A 20,004-nucleotide genomic window follows, 5' to 3' on the forward strand; every position below is an offset into this window, starting at 1 on the left:
CTCTTTCATGGTCTGACGCATGCTTTTTATCCCATAGAGATACTGAATGAATGGTATCTTTATCAGCATGACGGGATCCATACTGGGACGGCCGTTATCCGGACAGTATTTTTCTTCAACCAGATCATAAATAAAATTCCAATCGATTGCCCTATCAATTAATCGCAGCATATGGTTTTGAGGTACCATGTCATCCATGGAAAACATCATCATTTGTTCTCTTTTTTTATCTGTATTTTTCGTCATCATAAAAAACACCGCCCTTCTGATATTTATTATATCAGAAAAGTGGTTCCAACAATAGCAAAACCCTGCAAAAGCAGGGCTTTGTCTACAGTCTGCGGCGGCTTGAAATGTAATATTTCAAGGCCGCCGTTCCGCGCCGCAAGGCCGATTGTAACGGTCTTGCTGTGACACCAGCGCAGTTATTAAGAAAAGGGTCAATATAAACCGTTAGCCGCTTGGCTACTGGGCAAAAGACGGAGACGAGAAGCAAGTAGTACTTACCCGTATATGCCCTGAACAGCGATGTTATTTGAGGAGATGCTTCAGATCCTCTTCCGGCGTAGTGATGGGGGCAATTCCGAAGTTCTCTACGAGATAGTTCAGCACATTGGGCGAAACGAACGCCGGCAACGTGGGGCCAAGGCGGATATTCTTGATCCCCAAGTACAGCAGCGTCAGCAGGATGCACACAGCTTTTTGCTCGTACCAAGAGAGCACCATAGACAGCGGCAGATCGTTTACACCGCAACCGAAAGCATCGGCAAGGGCAATGGCAATCTGAATAGCGCTGTAAGCGTCGTTGCACTGTCCGACATCCATCAGACGGGGCAGACCGCCGATGGTGCCGAGGTCAAGGTCGTTGAAACGGTATTTGCCGCAGGCAAGGGTCAGCACTACGGTATCGGCAGGCGTCTGCTTGACAAACTCTGTATAGTAGTTGCGGCCGGGCCGTGCACCGTCGCAACCGGCAACCAAGAAGAAATGCCGGATTGCGCCGGACTTGACAGCCTCGATGACCCGATCTGCCACGCCAAGCACTGTGCTGCGGGCAAAACCAGTCAGGACCGCGTTGCCGCCGTTAATGCCGGTGAAAGGCTTGTCCTCGGAGTAACCGCCCAGTTCCAAAGCCTTCTCAATCACCGGGGTAAAGTCCCTGTCCTCTCCGATGTGCATCATTTCGGGGTAAGATACCACCGCCGTGGTGAACACACGGTCAGCATAGCTTGCTTTTGGCGGCATCAGACAGTTGGTGGTGAACAGCACCGGCGCGGGAAGCTCCGCAAATTCCTTCTGTTGGTTCTGCCATGCTGTGCCGAAATTGCCCTTGAGGTGGGAATACTTTTTCAGCTCAGGATAGCCGTGAGCGGGAAGCATTTCGCCGTGAGTGTAGATGTTGACGTCCTTGCCTTCGGTCTGCTCCAGAAGGAGCTTGAGATCGTGGAGGTCATGTCCGGAGATGACGATGAACGGTCCCTTTTCCACTGTCAGGGGTACGGTAACAGGCGTGGGCGTTCCATAGCTTTCGGTGTTGGCTTTGTCCAGAAGTGCCATGCACTTGAGATTTTTCTCACCAACCTCCATCACGATAGGCAGCAGCTCGTCCATGTCCCAATCCTCGCCAATGGCAAAGAGCGCCTTAGCGAAGAAGCGATTCACGGCTTCATCGGCATAGCCCAGCACCATGGCGTGATGGGCGTAGGCTGCCATGCCCCGCACCCCGAAAAGAATGAGTGACTTGAGACTGCGCACATCTTCCTGCGCGTTCCAGAGCAAATTCATATCGTAATCATCATTCCGCCCACAACGAGAGCTGCAGCTGGAGCAGTTTGGTACCAGCCGTTCCTTTTCCGCGTGTACACGGTCGATCAGCTCGCGGATTGTCTTTTCGTTGAAGTTCACATTGGTGACAGTGGTGAACAGCCCCGTGATCATCAGCCGCCATGTGTCGGCGTTGACCGGGGTATCGCCGTCTGTGGCTCTGGCCAGCCCGATGAGTGCGCTCGTCAGCTCGTCCTGAAGTTTCGCCACATCGGCGGTCTTGCCGCAGACACCGGCCTTCCCGGTGCAGCCGGTGCAGCCCACTGTCTGTTCACACTGAAAGCAAAACATCTTGTTATCCATCTTGAAAGCCTCTCTTTCTTTAATCAAGTATATTTCCGTCCGTGGAAATGGTCATAACCTGCCACGGAATGAATTTTCCACTGTTCTGCAAAGCGGTTTTCGCTGCATACTCCAGTCCACCGCAGCAGGGAACCTCCATGCGCACGATGGTTACGCTCTTGATGTCGTTATTGCGAATGATCTCGGTGAGTTTTTCCGAATAGTCCACGCTGTCGAGCTTCGGGCAGCCCACCAAAGTGATATGTCCCTTAATGAACCGCTCGTGGAAAGCGGCATAGACGTAAGCTGTGCAGTCGGCAGCAATAAGCAGCTTTGCACCGCCAAAATAAGGCGCATTCACGGGAACCAGCTTGATTTGTATCGGCCACTGGGAAAGACGGCTTTGCACCTGGGCGGGAGTAGCCGTAGCGCCGGACGGCTCTGTGTGCTGCATGGTTTTCATCCGTGTTCCGGGGCAGCCACCGTGAAGGTGCATCCCCTCCTGCTGCATCTTTTTCTGTTTATTGGCGAGTACCGCCTGTTCATCATATGCAGCAGCTTCACGTTCCACAAAGGAGATCGCCCCGGTGGGACAAGTGGGCAGACAGTCACCCAAACCGTCACAGTAATCGTCCCGCATCAGCTTTGCCTTGCCGTCCACCATGGTGATAGCGCCCTCGTGGCAAGCGGCAGCACAGGCACCGCAGCCGTTGCATTTATCTTGATCGATCTCAATAATTCTTCTTTTCATAACCGTGCCTCCTTGCTTTTTTAAGCATACTATACTATAATACAATCAACAAGTCGGTTGAATTTTCAACGAGAGAGGATTTTTATGAAAGATTTTTTATCCATTCTTCGGTCATCTCAGCTTTTCTCCGGCATTTCCGAGAATGAGCTTACATCCATGCTGTCCTGTCTTGGCACAAGAAAAGAGGATTTTCCAAAGAAAGCTTTTGTGCTGCGCGCCGGTGATACGGTAGGTTCGATCGGTATTGTGCTGTCGGGAAGTGTACTGATTATACAGGAGGATATTTGGGGAAACTGGAATATCCTTTCAAAAGCCGGACCGGGACAGACCTTTGCTGCCGTCTATGCCTGCGCTCCAGGTTCCAGACTGAATGTAAGCGTCATAGCGGAAACGCCTGTCACCGTAATGTTTTTGAATGTAAAGCGCATCCTAAATGTGTGCCCGTCTGCATGCTCACATCACAGCCGAGTAATCCGAAATCTTCTCAGTGAACTTGCCGAGAAAAATCTGCGGTTTAACGAAAAACTCACGCATATGGGACAGCGTACCACGCGGGCAAAGATCATGTCCTACCTTTCCGCAGAAGCACAGCGACTCGGAAAATACGAATTTGACATTCCTTTTTCAAGACAGCAGCTTGCGGATTATCTTGGCGTTGAGCGTAGCGGACTGTCGCTGGAGCTTGGAAAGATGAAAAAGGATGGTCTCCTCGATTATCACAAGAACCATTTTGTCTTGCGGTTATAACGCCTTAATTCCAGTAAAGGGATATCCTCACAGTTATGGCTTTTTGCATACTTAAGTTTATCGCTGGTTGGACAAGCGTAGCTATCAACATCAAGACAATTACAACAATCCAAATATTTGTCAAAGATGACTTTCGTGGCCAAGTTATTGGCACTCTGACAGCAGTATCATATGTGATGCAGTTTCTCTTCTATTTAGATCAGTTGAAAGAATTAGGCTTTTCCACTGATGTGAAACGCTCGCCTATTATGCCAGCACAACGCTTTCAGAAAAAGAAGTCGAGGAATTGACAGAAGATGAGCGAATCAAAAGAAGAAACGCTTTATTAGATGAACAGTTTGGATTTTAGGCTCCCAAGAATCGCTGTATGCGATAAGAAGGAGGCTATTATTTATGAAATTACCAAATGGTTATGGAAGTGTAACCAAAATGTCAGGGAAAAGACGAAATCCCTGGGTTGTAAGAAAAACAGACGGATATATACTTGATCCGGAAAAAGGGACAAAGAAACAGAATTATATTATCATCGGATATGCTTTGAAATATGTATCTGCAACAAAGATTATTCTACATATGTCGATGTTGCAAAATATAAGGATCGTAATCCAAACAAACTTGACCGCAACAAATTCAGCAAAGAAGAAGTTGAACGTGTATGGACTATGCAGGAGGATCCCTATTATCAGATTGTTCTGATGCTTCTTTACAAAGGCTGCCGTATCAGCGAATTTCTGGATCTTAAGAAAGAAAATGTCCATCTGGAAGATTGTCGGACATTCCGGAGCAATGACTCTTACAGAACGTGTCTACACGCATCTTGATGTTCGGATCTTGATCGATGCCGTAAACAAAATTGTGGAGGATAGAGAAAATAGAGAGGAAGGTATGTAAACAGAAAAAAGCAGATATCAGGAGTATAAAAATCTTACTCGTATCTGCTTTTCTTATACCTCTCTGTTTCATCAAAAATCCGACCACATAGTTGCTGTGATTTTTGCTGCATACGTGATGCATACGCGCTACATATCCACAAAGTTCCACCACGTTTTTGAGCATCTCACTGGGATGCATGGGTAAAGAAAAACCCCAGAAACACAAGGTTTCTGAGGTTTTGTATACGTTTTGATCGTTCTTTTGATTATCTCTTTGAGAACTGAAATTATCGCTTGCTGAACTGCGGAGCGCGACGAGCGGCTTTGAGACCGTATTGGCGTACAGTTTAGCGCCGGTTTTCCTTGATTTTATGGGCTTTTTGGCCTCTGCCCTCAAATGTTGCCCCAGTATTTAATCATAAAAATGGGGGCATTTTAGACACCAACAGATGGAGCAAATGCAGCATTTACAACACTCAGAAGTTCCTCCGGTTTATTATACTTCACCTGCGCGTAAATGTCCATAGTCGTCTTACTGTTTTCATGCCCGGCAAGATATTGAACAGTTTTTGGGTCAATGCCTGCATACAGCAGGTTAGTAATATAGGTGTGACGAAGTTGATGTGGGGTTACATCAAAGTCAATGGCATACACTAACTTCGGGTTATTTTTCTGATGACTGCCAGGGGTAGGCGTTACCGTACACTTCACGCACTGGCCATTTACATACTTATAATAGTTATGGGGTTTCGTAGAGCGAACGGTTACATATTTCCATACCCGCTGAAACTGCGAAGATGAAAGAGGATTTCCATTTCTGTCAGCAACCACATATTCCGATTCGGTTTTCTCTTTCACTTCCCGCAGGCAGTCTGTCAAACACTTTGGGATCGGAATATCTCTCCGAGCCGCCTTCGTTTTCAGCGTTGTGGAAATCACCGGCCTGTTATGTTCTGAGCGCCATGCCCTCCGTACAGAGATGTACGGCGTAGGAACATCCAGAAATACGCAGTCCCATTGCAGTCCCAGAATTTCTTCACGACGCAGGCCGGAATATAAAGCGATCATTATAAAGGTATAGGGCGGAAGCCCTCGGACAGTATCTAAAAGTAGCTTCACTTGCTCATCCGTCAAGGCATTTATCTTTTTCCCCGGTTTTCCCCCTTTGGCCGAGAGTCCCTCACAGGGATTATATTCAAGTAACTGGCTTCGCTCTGCCGAATAAAAGACACATTTCAGGAGCATATTTACCTTACTATACAATCCAGCAGATTTTGAAGCCAATGGAATCATCGCAAGCCGAATATCGTCTGCAGTCACATCCTCAAGATACATATCGCCTAAAGGTTTGACAATATAGTTGTTCATGGTCTGGGTATATCCTCTCAACGTGCCGGAAGATACCTTTGCCGACTGCATGAGCAACCACTTCTCGCAATACTCTGCCACCGTTGGATGTTTTCTGCGGAAAACCGCCTCCTCTACCTGGCGTCGAGCCTCCATCTCCTTTAACTGGAGTTCCTCGCAGGTTTCAGCATACAAGTCCACCCTTTTTCCATCGGCATCGGTGATCCGAGTCCTGTAATATTGAATCCCCCTCCGCATGGCAGTGCCATACCGGGGAACATTTTCTTGTTTTTTCGCCATGATTTCAGTTCCTTTCTATTTAATATGTATTTCAGCGCCGATACCTTCTTTATACTGAAAAATCATGGCTCTATCAAAGGTGCGATTCTGGGAAACGCAAAGGGCGGGGAACACTCCCCGCCCTTTGTACGTTTTCCGTCAAATTATTGTGCCGCTTCGTATTCACCGCCATCCCATTCTGCAAAGGCTCCGCTTAAAACTCCTGCCAGTTGCTCCGGCTTGTTGTACTTTACCTTCGCATAAATGTCCATCGTGATCTTACTGCTCTCATGGCCAGCCAAGTATTGAACTGTTTTCGGGTCTACCGAAGCATGAATCAAATTTGTGATGTAGGTATGACGAAGCATGTGTGGCGTAACCTCAAAATCCAAGCTATATACCACATGACCATTGTTCCGTGCTTTTTCACCCAGCTTCGGGTAAAGCATATACTTCACATATTTCCCGTCCACAAGTTTGCGAGCTATCCTCGGTTTTGCTGTCCGTGTCACGATATACTGCCAAAGCCGCTTAAACTGCGTATAAGACAACGGCTCTCCATCCTGGTTGGCAATTACATAGTCTGATGTCGATTTTTTCTTTGCCGCTTTCAAGCACTCTGCCAAACGATCCGGGAGAGGGATATTCCGCTCCGCAGCCTTCGTTTTTAACTCTGTGAGAATGACCGGCCTATTATGTTCCGTGTGCCACGCCCGCCGGACCGTCAAATACGGCGCATCTGTATCCAGATATACCGAATCCCATTGCAGTGCAAGGATTTCTTCCCGCCGCAGCCCGGCATACAGGCCAATCATCACAAATACATAGGGCGGCAACCCACGAATGGCGTCCAAAAGCCGTTCTACCTGTTCATCCGTCAAAGCCTGCCGCTCCTCCTGCGGAACGCCTCCGCCTTTTGCCTCAAGGTATATCGTCGGGTTTGTATCAATCACATGGCTCTCCTTGGCCGCCCGGAAAATAGACTTGTAGAGGATTACCACGGACTTATATACTGAAGCCGACTTTTTAGAGACTGGCACAAGGGCAACCTGGATGTCATCCAGGGTTACATCGGCCATTCGTTTCTCACCCAGCTCCTTGATAATATGCCGCCGCACCTTGGATGTATAATCAATCAATGTGGTGGCACGGATATGGACGGACTGCATCAGAAGCCACTTTTCACAATACTCGGCGACCGTGGGGGATTTACGCCGGAATGTGGCGTTGTCGATTTGCTCAAGAGCCGCCATTTCCTTGTCGTAAACTTCCTCGCGGGTTTTTCCGTAAAGAATCACCCGTTTGCCATCTGCGTCCTCAATATCTGTTTTGTAATACTCATGCCCATTTATCTGGACTTTGCTGTACCTGGGAATTCGTTTTCTTTTTGCTGCCATTTTTCTACCTCCAAATGCAATCGGTGTTGTATCTTTGTTTTACCAAAACCGCACGATTTGCTCAAAGGTGCGATTTGTTTCCTCGCACATTTCGGTAGGTTGCTTTCTTTTCCACAGGTTTTGCCCGATAGGTGCATTTAGCAACATATTCCTGAAGGTAGGCAGAAGTGAAATATACGCACCCATTCGGTACATATTGAATATAGGAAATCAAACCGCTGTTTCTGGCTTCATCCAAGGTGGCAAGGCTGATTCCCAACAGTTTTGCCGCCTCCTTACGAGTAATCAGCTTTTCCATATCCAATCTTCACTTCCTTTCCTTCTTTTTTACTACTTCATAATCAAAACCGGGCCGCTGGCCGCAGTAGGTGCAGATGTCCTTTTCCACCCGGCCAGGGTGGACCCGGCGCAAATAATAAGAGCCTGTGCCGTAGAAGTTATTGGCACAGGCCGGACAAAGGCACATGATTAAATTTTTCGACGTTTCTTCAATCAATCCCACGCTGACTGCCAGAGCGCGGTTGAGCCGGCGGATATGCTGTTCCTCCAGATGTCCGATGTACGTTTCCAGCCGTCTTTTATCAATGGTGCGGAGCTGCTCCATCAGCACCAGAGAAGGCAGCTCCAGGCCGTTCTCTGCTTTGAGAAGGTAATGAGTGGGCAGCTTGGCCTTGGCGTCCACTTTGCTGGATATGGCTGCCACAATGACCGTGGGGCTGTGCTTGTTTCCAGTATCGTTCTGAATAATAAGGACAGGGCGATACCCTTCCTGTTCGGAGCCGATTCCCCGGCCCAGATCGGCATAGTACATATCGCCGCGCAGATATGTCTTATTCATGTCTATGACCTCCCTTTGAAATGCAGGCGGCAGGTGCCGCCTATGTAGAGCCGGACAGCAGAACAGAATGAAGGCCAGGGAGAGATAAAACAATCCTCCTGTTTTCATTGGCCCGTCCTGCTGTACGGCCCGTATTTCAAAGTGTTCCTATTTGTCCTCGACACCCCGGAACACTGCGGGAAGTCATCAAACGGCTGGCGGCTCACCAGCTCCACGGGGAATCTCACCCCTCGCGTGGTTCTCACGCAACCGCCCCCATTGCCTGCGACGGATCACGGCGGCAAACCGCTTCAACGCTCGGACGTTAGGCTGGACGGGAGTATCATTGTCCCCGCTGCTGGTTATGGCCGTACCGGGAGCCGCCCGGTACTGGCAGCCTGCTGTTTCTCGCTCCTTGCCTGGAAGAACAAACCAAAGACCTACAATCTCTTTTTTCGGTGGTGTCTCGTTGTTTTCTCCCGGCAGATCACTGCGCAGCCGCTACCTGGGCTTTGGCTTTCGCCAAAGCAGCGGGAATGTGCCTGATGAATGGGTATGCAGTTTTCAAGGTGCCATGAGGCCATAAAAAGAACCTCTCACCCTATTTGCCGTTGGGTGAGAGGTTCTATAACCGCTAAAACTTATTTTTCCAGAAAAATTTTTAGCTTTTTGAGGATTTTCATTTTCCTCTTATAAACGGCGGGCTGAGAAATGCCGAGTTCCACCGCCAGCTCGCTCTCCTTGCGCTCATCAAAGAATAATGCCTGGATCAGCGCACGTTCTTCTGGGGTAAGCAGGGAAAGCGCGGTATGTAGCCTGTCCACTTCCAGCTTGTGGAGCACCACGCTCTCCACGCTTTCCTGCTCATCGGAGAATTGCCGGGCATTTTCATCCACCAGCCGGTCCAAAGAATCTTCGCGGCTGGGGATGATCTGCACCACTTGGCCCTCCTTTCCGAGAACGAACCGCTCGGTTTTCAAATCGTTCTCAAAATAGCGCATTTTCCGGTCGCCCTGCATATAGGCCCGGTACACTTCATCCGTGACCTCGACAAATTGGCCGCGAATCCATATTCTTTTTTTATCAGCGTCCACGCTGTTTTCCCTCCGATCAGTCTGAATTGCGAGAAATTCAGACTGGCCGGCGGTCCCCTACAACGTGAAAATGGGGTTTCTCTATATTGAAAAACGCACCTGCAGAATGGGGTATTCCCCCAAACAGCAAGTGCGTTTCTTTTTAGTTCGTATAAATCATGGCATGATGGTTCAGTGCGAAGGGCATAGTATCCCGCTGAAAAACGGGAAGTTTTTTTGACCGTACACCGTCAAGCAGGCGGCCTACGACATAGAATCATACTCGCTGCTTCTAATAAGCAGCGGTGCGAAGGATGACCAACGCATGAAATATCCCTCCAGGCCAAAACGTGGTCTGGAGGGATGGGCATGACAAACCAACCTGCCAAAACCTCGTTTTTTTTATTGACAGGGCCAGTTATACGATCCTGGTCAGTTCACTTTTATCCGCACTATCAGTTCTCTAAAATTTGAACTGCTATGCCATTATAAATCTGGCATAAATCCGTAAAATAGAAGGAGAGGTGAACTGAAAGTGCAGAATGAACATGAAATGCTTGGCGAGATCATCAAGAATGCCCGCATGAAAGCAGATATTACGGTCGAAGATCTGGCAGCCAAGGTCGGAGTAGGCGAGAGATTTATATATCGTATCGAGAACGAAGGCAAAAAGCCCAGCTACGACATCCTGTACAAGCTGATTCGGGAGCTGTCCATTTTACCCGATCAGATTTTCTTCCCGGAAAAGAAGATTGAGGATTCTGAAATGGAAAGCCTTGTCCGTATGCTGTATAACTGCGATGAGCGTTCTATGCAGATCATCAAGGCGACAGTTAGAGCGGCCTTGGATAGCCAGCCCAAAGAGTGAAAAAGAGCCGATGTCCGTGGGAAATTCTCACGGGTTCATCGGCTCTGCGTCTATGCGTCTGGCTCTTTGATGACAACGATGTGTAGCTGTTTCGCCTGAATCAAGCTCTTTCGTTTGCACTTCGGGCAGTAGAGAGGATAATTGATTAAAACCGTATCCTCCCTGATTCGATCACGGGTTTTATTCCCGCAGACGGGACAATAAACCCATTCTGTTTGCTGCATGGGAACCACCTCCATTCTCTTGTTTCCAAGACATGGCTGAGGACTTGCTACTCTGCAAGCCCGTCGGCGTGTCTTTTCTATTTAATCTTCATTTTTCCTCCCATAAGTTAGCCATTAAAAATTTATCCAGGTTAATCTTGTTTCTGTGTTGCTGTCTCTTTCAGCCGTGAGAAACTTTCGTCGCTGATGTTGTGTTCAATCCGGCAGGCGTCGGCCTCCGCAGTCTTGGGGTCAATACCTGCGGCGATAAGCTGTTCAGTAAAAAAACAGTGACGCTCATAGATTTTCTTGGCTGTTTCTTGTCCTAAATCTGTGAGTAAAAGAAAACTGTGATCATCCATTGTAAGGAAACCACCATCTTTTAGGACAGTCATTGCCCGCCAGACGCTTGGTTTGCTAACATTTAATTGTCGAGCTATATCAACAGAGCGCACCTCAATTTGTTTTTTAGCTACTATTAAAACTGCCTCTAAATAGTCCTCCATAGATGATGTTAAGGGCATAATGGTACACCTCCTTCTGACACATATAATTACTTCATTTACACCATACCTGCTTTTTTGAAATGCTTCTTGAGCAGTTTCTTAGCGATGAGCGCGCCAACAAAGGCGCAAATTGCAACAACGACAAGCATTATGATAGCTGTTACAGGTGATACTAACGTTTGCAAAATTCCCAAATAACTTTCGCCAAACATTCCCGCATACTGCTCAAGTGTTTGATTTGAGAAAAACAAGAAGGGAATATATGTACCACTGAATGCTGCTAAAACCATATAAATGATATAACTGAACGTAAGTGTTTTTCCATTAGTGCAACCTGTTTTCCACGCGATCAACGCAGAAATAATGCCAGCAATAATGCAGCAAATTATCATGGGCGGATAAAATCCATAAATGCCTGTTACCGCACAAAAAATGAACAGTGCCCACGGTTTCTTAGTCTTAGCTGCTACAAGGAAATATGTAATAGCTGCCAATAATGACCACAATGGACTTACCACTAACATCGTGTAGGGAGAAAAAGATAGGAACGCACAAATGATATAGATAACAAGTGCGCACAAAGATAAAAGAGCTGTGACGATCAAATCCTTTACTTGAAATCCTTTTTTGTTTTCGGTTTGCATGAAATAAATCCTCCTTAAAATGATATTGGTTGGAACGATGTCCATATGATAACCGCAAAAAGAGCAAGCATACCTATCAACAAAATACTATCTCTTAAGCGGAAATCAACTAATATATAGTGAGTTTTTTCACAAGGATAGCTGATGCCTCGCGTTTCCGCTGATGCGGATAATTCTGTCGCCGTCATCAGAAGGCGCATAAGTATAGGGACTAAAAAGCCTTCGTATGTCTGCGCCGGATGACTTACTATTCTCCAAAAAGACAATCCCACGCCCCTCGTTTTCATCCCTTGTTTTATATAAAGCACATCTTGTTTCAAAGATGGAAGAAATCTCAATATGATAGCCACTGGTATCACAATTGCTTGAGGGATATGACTTGCCTGAAGCGCTGCTATCAATTCCGATATTTCCGTAGTCTGAAATAGAATATTCAAAGCAAGTGCAATAGTCAAAATTCTTAGTAAAAAGAATGTTATCACGGAAGATAAATGAATTGGAAGGACTTGCGCCAACATAAGCAGAACTATATAAACTATTGCAACTTTGATACTTGTTTTCCAAAGTCCACTTAGCAAAGCAAACAGGCAAACGACGCCAAAGAGTAACAAGCCTGTTAAGCCTCCACCCAAAGCAAACGCCAAAGCTGATGTCAATAGAATCAACAGAAGTTTTATGCGAGAATCGTAATATACTCCATGCTTTCTCAATTTATTCACCACCTTCCTCCACCATAAAATTCTTTACGATTTTGAAATTGTTTTGTTCCGTCATTTGTAAATCATCTTTAATAATCCCTTCCTTCAAAAGCAAAGCGCGCGAGGCGGTCAGGCTGATAAACTCCAGATCATGCGTAATAATAAAGACCAGCTTTCCAGCCTCACGCATATAATTAACAGCATTGGCAACAGCGCACATATTATCCCAGTCTAACCCGCTTGTTGGTTCATCCAAAACGATGATTGGTTTTTCCGAAAGCATTGCCGCTCCTATTGTCAGTCTCTGTTTTTGACCGCCTGATAAAGCATACGGATGGCAGTCTTTGAAGTTTTCCAGATGGAGCATTTTCAAAATTTGAGACACTTTTTCATCTATGCTTGGAATCCTTTTGTTTCCTAACCTCAATTCCTCCGTCACACTGTCTGTATAAAGCTGGTGATCTGCCTCCTGCATAACAAAGTACACATAGTCGGATAATTTTTGTTGCTTCACATTCTTTCCATCAATGTAAAACGCACCTTGGCGGCAGCGAATCAAGCCAGACAAGATTTTCCCCAATGTTGTTTTCCCGCAACCATTTTCTCCAATCAAGGCAATCGTTTCGCCTTTGTAGGCTTCTAATGAAATGTTGTGAAGAAGTTCCGGCATGGCTTTATGCGAAAAGCTCAAATTTCTAATTTGGAGAAATACTTCCGAGCGGCAAATAGATTCTTTCCTTTCTATTTGTATTAAATCCAAATTTAACGGGCGAAGCCTTCTGTTGTGCATTTGGACAGCAGATAATTCTGCCATTTCCTCACCTGTTAATTCTTCGCAGATTTGACCATCCTCCATAATTAAAAAGCGATCTGCGAGTCCGTATAAGTAAAACAATCTGTGTTCTGAAACAATAATCGTGTGTCCAGCGGCTTTCAAAGCAGAAAGAATCTCTCTTACCTGTAAGATTGTATGAATGTCTAAATTAGCCGAAGGCTCATCCAGAACATAAATTTGTGGATTAAGAGTAGTCGCTGCGAGAAAAGCAACTTTTTGCCTTTCTCCACTGGACAGGGCAAAAATATCTCTGTCTTTTAGGTTCTCCATATTCAGTGACTGAAAGGCGCTGTTAACACGTTTAACGATTTCTTTATGTGGAATTCCATAGTTTTCGCAGGCAAATGCAACTTCGCTGGAACTGTTTGTAGTAAAAAATTGACTGCGGGGATCTTGAAAAATTGAAGCAATCTCTTTGCCAGCCTCACCGGCGTCCGATTCTTTTATGGAACGTCCCAATACAATGACTTCGCCGGATAATCTGCCTTCAAAAAAGCGGGGAATCAAATTATTGATACACCTGGTTAATGTGGTCTTTCCACATCCGCTCTGCCCAGTAATAACAAGAAATTCTCCCGATTTTATGATAAGCTTTACATCCTTTAGACTTTCCTGAGACTGTCCTTCATACTGAAAAGAGGCATGTTCAAAAGATATAATTGGAAATTGTTTTTTCATGGCAACACACCTCATAGCTTCCAACTGATGGATTTCTCCCTGCACTTCAAAAAAGTACGATAAATCCCTTCTTTTTCTGCTAATTCCTTATGGGTTCCCTTTTGAACAATATGGCCTTGATCAATGACAATAATTTGATCTGCCGTCCGAACAGTAGACAACCTGTGAGCGATAGAAATTAGTGTTTTATTTTTCGTCAATTCAAAAATTGCGTCCAAAAGAGCTTTTTCATTTTCCGGGTCTACGCTGGATGTCGCTTCATCCAAAATAACGATGGGCGCGTCTTTCAATATCGCCCTTGCTATTGAAATTCTCTGTTTTTCTCCCCCAGACAAAGTGGAACCTGCTTCTCCTATCATTGTTTCATAGCCTTGTGGGAGCGCCTCTATAAAATCATGGCAGCGGGCCCTTTTAGCGGCCTCTACCACCTCCGCATGGGTCGCGTTAGGTTTTCCGAATTTGATGTTATTTTCAATCGTATCATTAAACAGATACACCTTTTGGAATACCATACTTACATATGATAAAAGGCTATCACAAGTAAATTCTTTTACATCGTGTCCTCCAATTTTAACACTTCCAGAATTTACGTCCCAAAATCTTGCAATCATATTACACAAAGTTGTTTTCCCTGAACCTGACGGCCCAACGATAGCACAAGTAGAGTTCTGTGGGATTTTCAAGGTGATTCCATCTAAAACCGGACGGCTGTCATAAGCGAAAATAACATCTTTCAGTTCAATCTCATATGATTTCAGGACAATATCCTTTCCGTCTCCATCTAAAACCGGTATATCTGAGATGAAATCCAGCCGATCCAACTGCGTAGCGAGCATTTTACTCAAAAAGGCCCCGTCATTCATCAATTCCAATTCCATGAACATTAAAAATGCACAGATGATAAATAAAAGGCAATAGGGCAATGTGATAACTCCCCACAAATAGAGCAAAGCTGACAATAAAAATAACAGGCAACTTGTAATCTTAAATACGGCTTCATACAGCTTCATAATTCCGGCAGTAGAAATTGTAACCGCTATATCGCTGCGACACTTATTTTCAAAGGCTTGATCCACTTTTCCTTTTCCTTCTTTGCCTTTTCCGAATATGCGCAGAACAGAAATGCCTTTTATGTATTCTAATGCACTTCCCACCAACAATTCCTGAGCATTTTGCATATCTTCCGTATGCGCGCCGGCCCGCTTTTTTATCTGGCCCAGTACAAGAATTCCCGCTAAAATTCCTGTTAAAGCCAAAAACCCAATCTGCCAGCAAAATATACCCAACATTAGCGTCATGGCAAGCGCCTGTACAAAACCTCCTACCAAAAATGTTAGTGCAAGCATACAATTCCCTTCCAGATCGGAAATTGTTGTTGTCAATACTGTTTGTACGGTGCCGAGATTATTTTCTGTAAAATAGCCCATTGGTGCCCTTTTGAGCTGATTTCCAATCTCAAGACGCTTTTCCCGGAAAATCTCATATCCAGACGCACTCATTAGCACATCGCTTAGGTACTGAAACAAAAAGCGGCCCAAAACACTAAGTGCAACAATTCCAAATGCCTGTAAAATGACAGTCTCTGTTAAGTGTTCGATATTCAACATTACCAATAGCACAGCAAAAAATACAAAGGCGGCGCAGCAGGATTTCAGAGCATTGAAGATCAGTCCGGCAATTACACGGGGACGATATTTCCCAGATAACCGTAAAATCCTTTTTATAATTGAAAACATATTAAAATGTCCCTCCTTCCACTTGATCAGCTGAACTCACATAATCACTCCATAATCTTTGATAAAGTGGGCATTCTGATAAAAGCTCTTCCTGCCTGCCGCAGCCAACAATCTTTCCATTTTCCACCACAAGGATTTGATCAGCCTTCTGGATGGTCGCAAGACGATGAGCTACTACGATGAGGGTTTTTCCTTTTACAAGTTTACTGATAGCGTTTTGAATGAGATACTCATTTTCTGGATCAGCATAGGCCGTGGCCTCATCAAGAATAATTACTCTTGCATTTTTTAGAATTGCCCTTGCGATAGTAATTCGCTGACGTTCTCCGCCAGAAAGTTTTCCTCCTGCGTCTCCGGCATTTGTATCATATCCGTTTTCCAACTTTACAATAAACTCATGACAGCAGGCAGCTTTTGCAGCAGCTACCACCTCATCGTCTGTCGCATCCGGTTTTCCGAGCCGGATGTTTTCACGGATACTTTCATCGAACAGAAAATTGTCCTGTGCAACATAACTGACTTCACCCATCAACTGTGCGAAAGGAATCTCTTTAATATTCTTTCCGCCAAAAATAACTTTTCCTTTTGTGGCGTCCCAAAAACCAGCCATGAGTTTTGCAATCGTTGATTTTCCGGAACCGGAAGGGCCGACAATTGCTGAAACAGTACCTGGTTTGATTTCAAAGGATACATTCTTCAGAACTTCCGTCTCGTTATAAGCGAAAGAAACATTTTCAAAGCGATAGGCTGTTTCATCCAGTGCAACATTTTTTTCTGGACGTTTCAGTTCCGGTTTTTCAATAAAATCCCGTATTTGATCGAGGCAGGCTTTCACCATATTAAATTGTTCAGAATATTTTCCTACTCGCATAAGCGGGGCAATAAATCCAATAGGAAGGATAATGCAAGTGATAAAATCTGATAATGGTAATGTTCCAGTCATATAAAGCCATGCGCCAATCGGAAGCGTTCCCAACAATGTTGTCGGCATTACAGCCTGAATGACTGCTGACCAAAGCCAACTCTGCTTCCACCATGCCAGAGTACTGTCATGGAAGAAGTTAATTGCACCTGTAAATTTACTATAAGAAGCACTTCCTTGATTAAATGCCTTAATAACCTCTATACCATTTACATACTCAACCAGCGTACTGTTCATCGCATTTTGTGATTTCATATAAGTGGTACTTTTATTCACATAATCGTTCATCATTCCAATGTAACCCAAAAGTCCGAGGGGAATTGTAATCAATGCAGCTAATCCCATGCGCCAGTCAAGAATAAATACCAGTAGTATACAGCATAGGGGAGCCACTACATTAGAGGTTATTTCAGGCATAAAATGAGCCATCGAATCCTCTAATTTTGAAACTGTATCTGCCATCAAATTTTTGAAATTTCCGGTCGGCGTATCCAACATGACGCCCATTGGAACCCGAAGCATTTTATCTGCGATTTTGCTACGGATATTTTTCAATATTTTATATGTAGCCTTATGCGACATAAAAGAGGATTGATATGTAAGCCACAGTTTTAATATTTGCCCGCCCAAAGCGACTGCAAACAAGATACATACATTTTGAATAGTAGCTGTTTTGTTAAATAGTTCCGCGACTAATAATGACACTGTAATAAAGGGGGCCATCCCGAATAGTTCGCCCAGCGTTGCAAGAAAGGTTGAAAGATATAGTTGCTTTTTATTATTTCCTGCATAACTCAACAATTGCTGAATTGCTCCAGGTTTCGTTTTTTTCTTCATGAAAAATCCTCCTTAAATAGGTTAGCGAAAACTAACTATTTGGCAAAAAATAAATGGCAAAAGCCACTTATTTTAGTGGAAGCCCTAATACACCATACCAGCCATAGTGCTGGAATTTTATGATATTTTTTACATAATCCTCCGCCTTTTTATAAGGAACATCGTGCAAAACACACTCACATAGTGCAGTAATATATCCATGCGTCAAAATGTGTATTTCTATATCGTTTGGCAGACATTTCGCATATCCCGCTTCATATGCCGCCTTTACAAATAGGGCATTCTGTTTCGTATATTGAATTGTAATTTCTTCTATAAAGTTTTCGACGCGAGAACCTTTGCTGCATTTCAGCAAGAGTTGAAATTCCTCCAAATGCTCGTACATATAGTTGACATATGTCATTGCCTGAACATATGACGCTTCAACAGAATCCCTTTCAATAGCTTCTCTAATTCCAACTTTATCGTAAGGTTCTGCATTATCCAGAAAATCTAATGTATAATGGTAAACATCTTCGATTAAGGCAAAAAACAACGCTTCTTTATCCTTAAAATGTCGATATATTGCACCTGTTGTAACCTTTGCAGCGGTAACAATATCTTTAAGCTGCGTTGCCTGAAAGCCTTTTTTTAGGAATTCCACTTTCGCACATTCCATAATTCGCTCTCTTGTCAAGTCGGAACAGTAACTCAAAATATTTTCTCCCTTCTCTGATAATCGCTTTATTTAAGATAATCTAATTATCAAACCAAAATCAGAATAGCATATTTTTGTCTTGCTGTCAAGGGGACGATGCTTTTGTTATTATCATTATGTACCCAGCCGCCTGTGCGGCTGGGCTTCTTCTTTTTTGGAGCTGTTAACAGGCAGGTGTGCCATACCCGTAAATCTCATAGTATCCCACGGGATAGCTGTTCTGTCGCACGGAGTCGCCAGAGTTGCCCTCCACGGTGTAGACGCGGCCATTCTCCACCTTCTCCACAATCCCCACATGGTCGGAAGAACCGTCTTGGCCTCCATCATCCCAGTCAAAAAAGATGATGTCGCCGGGGCGCGGCTCATAGCTGTTATCCTGCCACAGCCCACGCTCCTGGAACCAGGGAACACCCTGGGACGCGCAGGCCGCAAACTTCGGGATCACGCCGGCTTCGATATAACCGCACTCATTGGCGCACCAGCTTACAAAGCAGGCGCACCATTCCACACGACTGCCAAAGCCGTACCAGCTCCAGTACGGTTCGCCGCCAACATTGCCCACCTGGGAGAGCGCCACCGTGACGATTTCGCCATCCCCTCCGGTAATGCCGTAAAGCACCTGGGACCAAAGGGAATTGTTCTCATCGGCTAAAAGTTCCGCCATCTGTTCCCGCTGGTCCTCGTTAAAGCCGAACTGGTTGGCCATTTCCTCCGCAGTCTTGTGGCTGACAGTGATATACAGATAGGTTTGCGTGACCGTGGTTTCCGTTTCCACGATATTGCCGTTGCCGTCATCGGATGTTTCAATCACTGTTTCCGTCTGGGTGGACGTGCTGGACGAGATCTCATTCATCTGCCAGAAGATGTCCTTTAACAGCTCTAGCTTCTCATCATCCATGGTGGCCACTTCCTGGGCGTTGTCCGAATCGGTGGTGGTTTTGACGGCGTAAACCGCCAATACCTCTTTCCACACAGCGCGGGAACCGGACATCTCCAACACATCATAGCTGTGGGACGTCTTGATCTCATCCAGGTTCTCCTGGTAATCTGTATTGATCTCCTGTACAGCAGTCTGCATGGTCTGCCCGGTGCCGGAATCCTCGCCGGAAAAGAAAATCCCAAAGCAGGAGCCGATAATCATACCGATGAGGCAGATTACAATAATTACCAGCACGGCGATCCAGCCCCCGGCAGCGATGGCGGCAATCAGCGCCTTGGTGGCTGCAATGATGGCTTTCACCGCCGCAACCGTAGCCTTGACCGCTGCCTTTGCCGCAACTACCGCAGTTCGAGCCGCTATGCGGGCGGCATGAGCTGCAGCCCTGGCCGCCCGCGCCGTGGCCTGGGCAGTCCGCTGGGCAGCTTTAGCCGCCTGTTGGCTGGTCTTGATACTGGCCTTGGCAGTCTTTTCCGCCGTCTTAATGGATTTGCTGGTGGTTTTTATGGTTCCCTTGGCCGTGGAAGAAGCCTGCTTGATGTTTTTTCGGCCCCTGTCCACTGTCTTAATGCCTTTCTTGCCGCGGTCCAGGGTCTTGATGGCCCCGCGCTCCTGACGGACCGCCTTGGCCGGCTCGGAAACCGTATCGGCTGCCTGACGGCCACTCCAGCGTGTGGCGGGCTGCCCAGCCTGCTGAGCCGCCTGTTTCTCCGCTTGTTTTTTCGGCTGTTCGGCTGCGGCTTTCCGCTTTTGGATTTTCTCCTTGAGCTGGGAGATATTCTCCTTAGTCGTCTGAACCCCTCTGCGGCCCTGTTTATCAAACTGGTGAACCGCTTCATGGGTGACGTTATCCACCCCAGCGGAAAGGCGGTCGGACGCATATTCACCAGGAGAGCTTTCCTCCGCATACAGGCTGTGGTCGGCCTTATCCTTGGTGCGGATATATGCCTCCTTCATCCGTTCAGAAGCAACCGCCGCTTTATCAATCGCTTTAATGCCTTTTTTCGCAGAAACTCTTGTTTTTATACCCTTGCCCATGGGCTTCACCTCCTTC

Annotated in this window: 20 protein-coding genes; 3 read left to right on the forward strand and 17 right to left on the reverse strand. The window is 45.9% G+C overall.

The features are described from left to right. The 3 genes from OCV61_RS04620 to OCV61_RS04630 form a co-directional block, all read right to left on the reverse strand. Positions 1-249: transposase (locus tag OCV61_RS04620; protein ID WP_158420888.1), on the reverse strand; the 249-nt coding region annotated here is incomplete at its 3' end. A 282-nt stretch (positions 250-531) separates the two neighbouring features. Beyond that, positions 532-2,127 (reverse strand): hydroxylamine reductase, encoded by a 1,596-nt coding sequence (gene hcp / locus OCV61_RS04625; protein ID WP_262582687.1) that lies wholly within the window; start codon positions 2,125-2,127, stop codon positions 532-534. Positions 2,128-2,146: 19 nt separating this feature from the next. Next, the gene (locus tag OCV61_RS04630; protein WP_158420889.1) at positions 2,147-2,857 is read right to left on the reverse strand and encodes an ATP-binding protein; all 711 of its coding nucleotides are present in this window, start codon (positions 2,855-2,857) and stop codon (positions 2,147-2,149) included. Positions 2,858-2,941: 84 nt separating this feature from the next. Between OCV61_RS04630 and OCV61_RS04635 the strand changes: the two genes are divergently transcribed. Together OCV61_RS04635 and OCV61_RS04640 are read left to right on the forward strand one after the other, a co-directional pair. Next, positions 2,942-3,604 carry a Crp/Fnr family transcriptional regulator gene (locus OCV61_RS04635; RefSeq protein WP_158420890.1) on the forward strand — a complete coding sequence of 221 codons (663 nt, stop codon included), beginning with the start codon at positions 2,942-2,944 and terminating at the stop codon, positions 3,602-3,604. Positions 3,605-3,997: 393 nt separating this feature from the next. Beyond that, positions 3,998-4,300, forward strand: a complete 303-nt coding sequence (locus tag OCV61_RS04640) for a hypothetical protein (protein ID WP_158420891.1) — start codon at positions 3,998-4,000, stop codon at positions 4,298-4,300. A gap of 611 nt (positions 4,301-4,911) precedes the next feature. Here OCV61_RS04640 and OCV61_RS04645 read toward each other — a convergent pair. The 5 genes from OCV61_RS04645 to OCV61_RS04665 form a co-directional block, all read right to left on the reverse strand. Continuing rightward, a complete protein-coding gene (locus OCV61_RS04645; protein WP_015535499.1) occupies positions 4,912-6,123 on the reverse strand; it encodes a tyrosine-type recombinase/integrase in 1,212 nt (403 codons plus the stop codon). A 143-nt stretch (positions 6,124-6,266) separates the two neighbouring features. Further along, on the reverse strand, positions 6,267-7,499 hold the full coding sequence (locus tag OCV61_RS04650; RefSeq protein WP_015535500.1) for a tyrosine-type recombinase/integrase: 1,233 nt from the start codon (positions 7,497-7,499) through the stop codon (positions 6,267-6,269). A gap of 61 nt (positions 7,500-7,560) precedes the next feature. Continuing rightward, positions 7,561-7,797 carry a helix-turn-helix domain-containing protein gene (locus OCV61_RS04655; protein WP_044933357.1) on the reverse strand — a complete coding sequence of 79 codons (237 nt, stop codon included), beginning with the start codon at positions 7,795-7,797 and terminating at the stop codon, positions 7,561-7,563. A gap of 9 nt (positions 7,798-7,806) precedes the next feature. Next, a complete protein-coding gene (locus tag OCV61_RS04660; RefSeq protein ID WP_015535501.1) occupies positions 7,807-8,337 on the reverse strand; it encodes a type II toxin-antitoxin system PemK/MazF family toxin in 531 nt (176 codons plus the stop codon). Positions 8,338-8,957: 620 nt separating this feature from the next. Continuing rightward, positions 8,958-9,410 (reverse strand): RNA polymerase sigma factor, encoded by a 453-nt coding sequence (locus tag OCV61_RS04665; protein WP_044932497.1) that lies wholly within the window; start codon positions 9,408-9,410, stop codon positions 8,958-8,960. 514 nt (positions 9,411-9,924) lie between these two features. On the opposite strand from OCV61_RS04665, the gene OCV61_RS04670 reads away from it, so the two are divergent. Further along, positions 9,925-10,257: a helix-turn-helix domain-containing protein gene (locus OCV61_RS04670; protein ID WP_049940538.1), complete on the forward strand. Its 333-nt coding sequence runs from the start codon at positions 9,925-9,927 to the stop codon at positions 10,255-10,257. Positions 10,258-10,307: 50 nt separating this feature from the next. Here OCV61_RS04670 and OCV61_RS04675 read toward each other — a convergent pair whose 3' ends face one another. From OCV61_RS04675 to OCV61_RS04715, 9 genes are all read right to left on the reverse strand, one after another. Continuing rightward, entirely contained in the window at positions 10,308-10,496 is a 189-nt protein-coding gene (locus OCV61_RS04675; RefSeq protein ID WP_465223582.1) for a cysteine-rich KTR domain-containing protein, read from the reverse strand. A 116-nt stretch (positions 10,497-10,612) separates the two neighbouring features. Beyond that, positions 10,613-10,984: a metal-dependent transcriptional regulator gene (locus OCV61_RS04680; protein WP_015535503.1), complete on the reverse strand. Its 372-nt coding sequence runs from the start codon at positions 10,982-10,984 to the stop codon at positions 10,613-10,615. Between the two features lie 38 nt (positions 10,985-11,022). Further along, positions 11,023-11,610: an MptD family putative ECF transporter S component gene (locus OCV61_RS04685; protein ID WP_015535504.1), complete on the reverse strand. Its 588-nt coding sequence runs from the start codon at positions 11,608-11,610 to the stop codon at positions 11,023-11,025. A 14-nt stretch (positions 11,611-11,624) separates the two neighbouring features. Next, entirely contained in the window at positions 11,625-12,329 is a 705-nt protein-coding gene (locus OCV61_RS04690; protein ID WP_044932499.1) for an energy-coupling factor transporter transmembrane component T family protein, read from the reverse strand. After that, positions 12,322-13,821, reverse strand: a complete 1,500-nt coding sequence (locus OCV61_RS04695) for an ABC transporter ATP-binding protein (RefSeq protein WP_044932501.1) — start codon at positions 13,819-13,821, stop codon at positions 12,322-12,324. The genes OCV61_RS04690 and OCV61_RS04695 overlap by 8 nt, the downstream gene beginning before the upstream one ends. 11 nt (positions 13,822-13,832) lie before the next feature. After that, positions 13,833-15,557, reverse strand: a complete 1,725-nt coding sequence (locus OCV61_RS04700) for an ABC transporter ATP-binding protein (RefSeq protein WP_015535505.1) — start codon at positions 15,555-15,557, stop codon at positions 13,833-13,835. Position 15,558: 1 nt separating this feature from the next. After that, the gene (locus OCV61_RS04705) at positions 15,559-17,316 is read right to left on the reverse strand and encodes an ABC transporter ATP-binding protein (protein WP_015535506.1); all 1,758 of its coding nucleotides are present in this window, start codon (positions 17,314-17,316) and stop codon (positions 15,559-15,561) included. Between the two features lie 67 nt (positions 17,317-17,383). Beyond that, complete coding sequence (locus OCV61_RS04710; RefSeq protein WP_015535507.1) at positions 17,384-17,974, reverse strand: TetR/AcrR family transcriptional regulator; 591 nt, start codon at positions 17,972-17,974, stop codon at positions 17,384-17,386. 202 nt (positions 17,975-18,176) lie between these two features. After that, positions 18,177-19,988, reverse strand: a complete 1,812-nt coding sequence (locus OCV61_RS04715) for a CHAP domain-containing protein (protein ID WP_164998203.1) — start codon at positions 19,986-19,988, stop codon at positions 18,177-18,179. Between the last annotated feature and the right edge of the window lie 16 nt (positions 19,989-20,004).

It is taken from the genome of Blautia ammoniilytica (assembly GCF_025566965.1).
Lineage (GTDB): Bacteria > Bacillota > Clostridia > Lachnospirales > Lachnospiraceae > Blautia_A > Blautia_A ammoniilytica.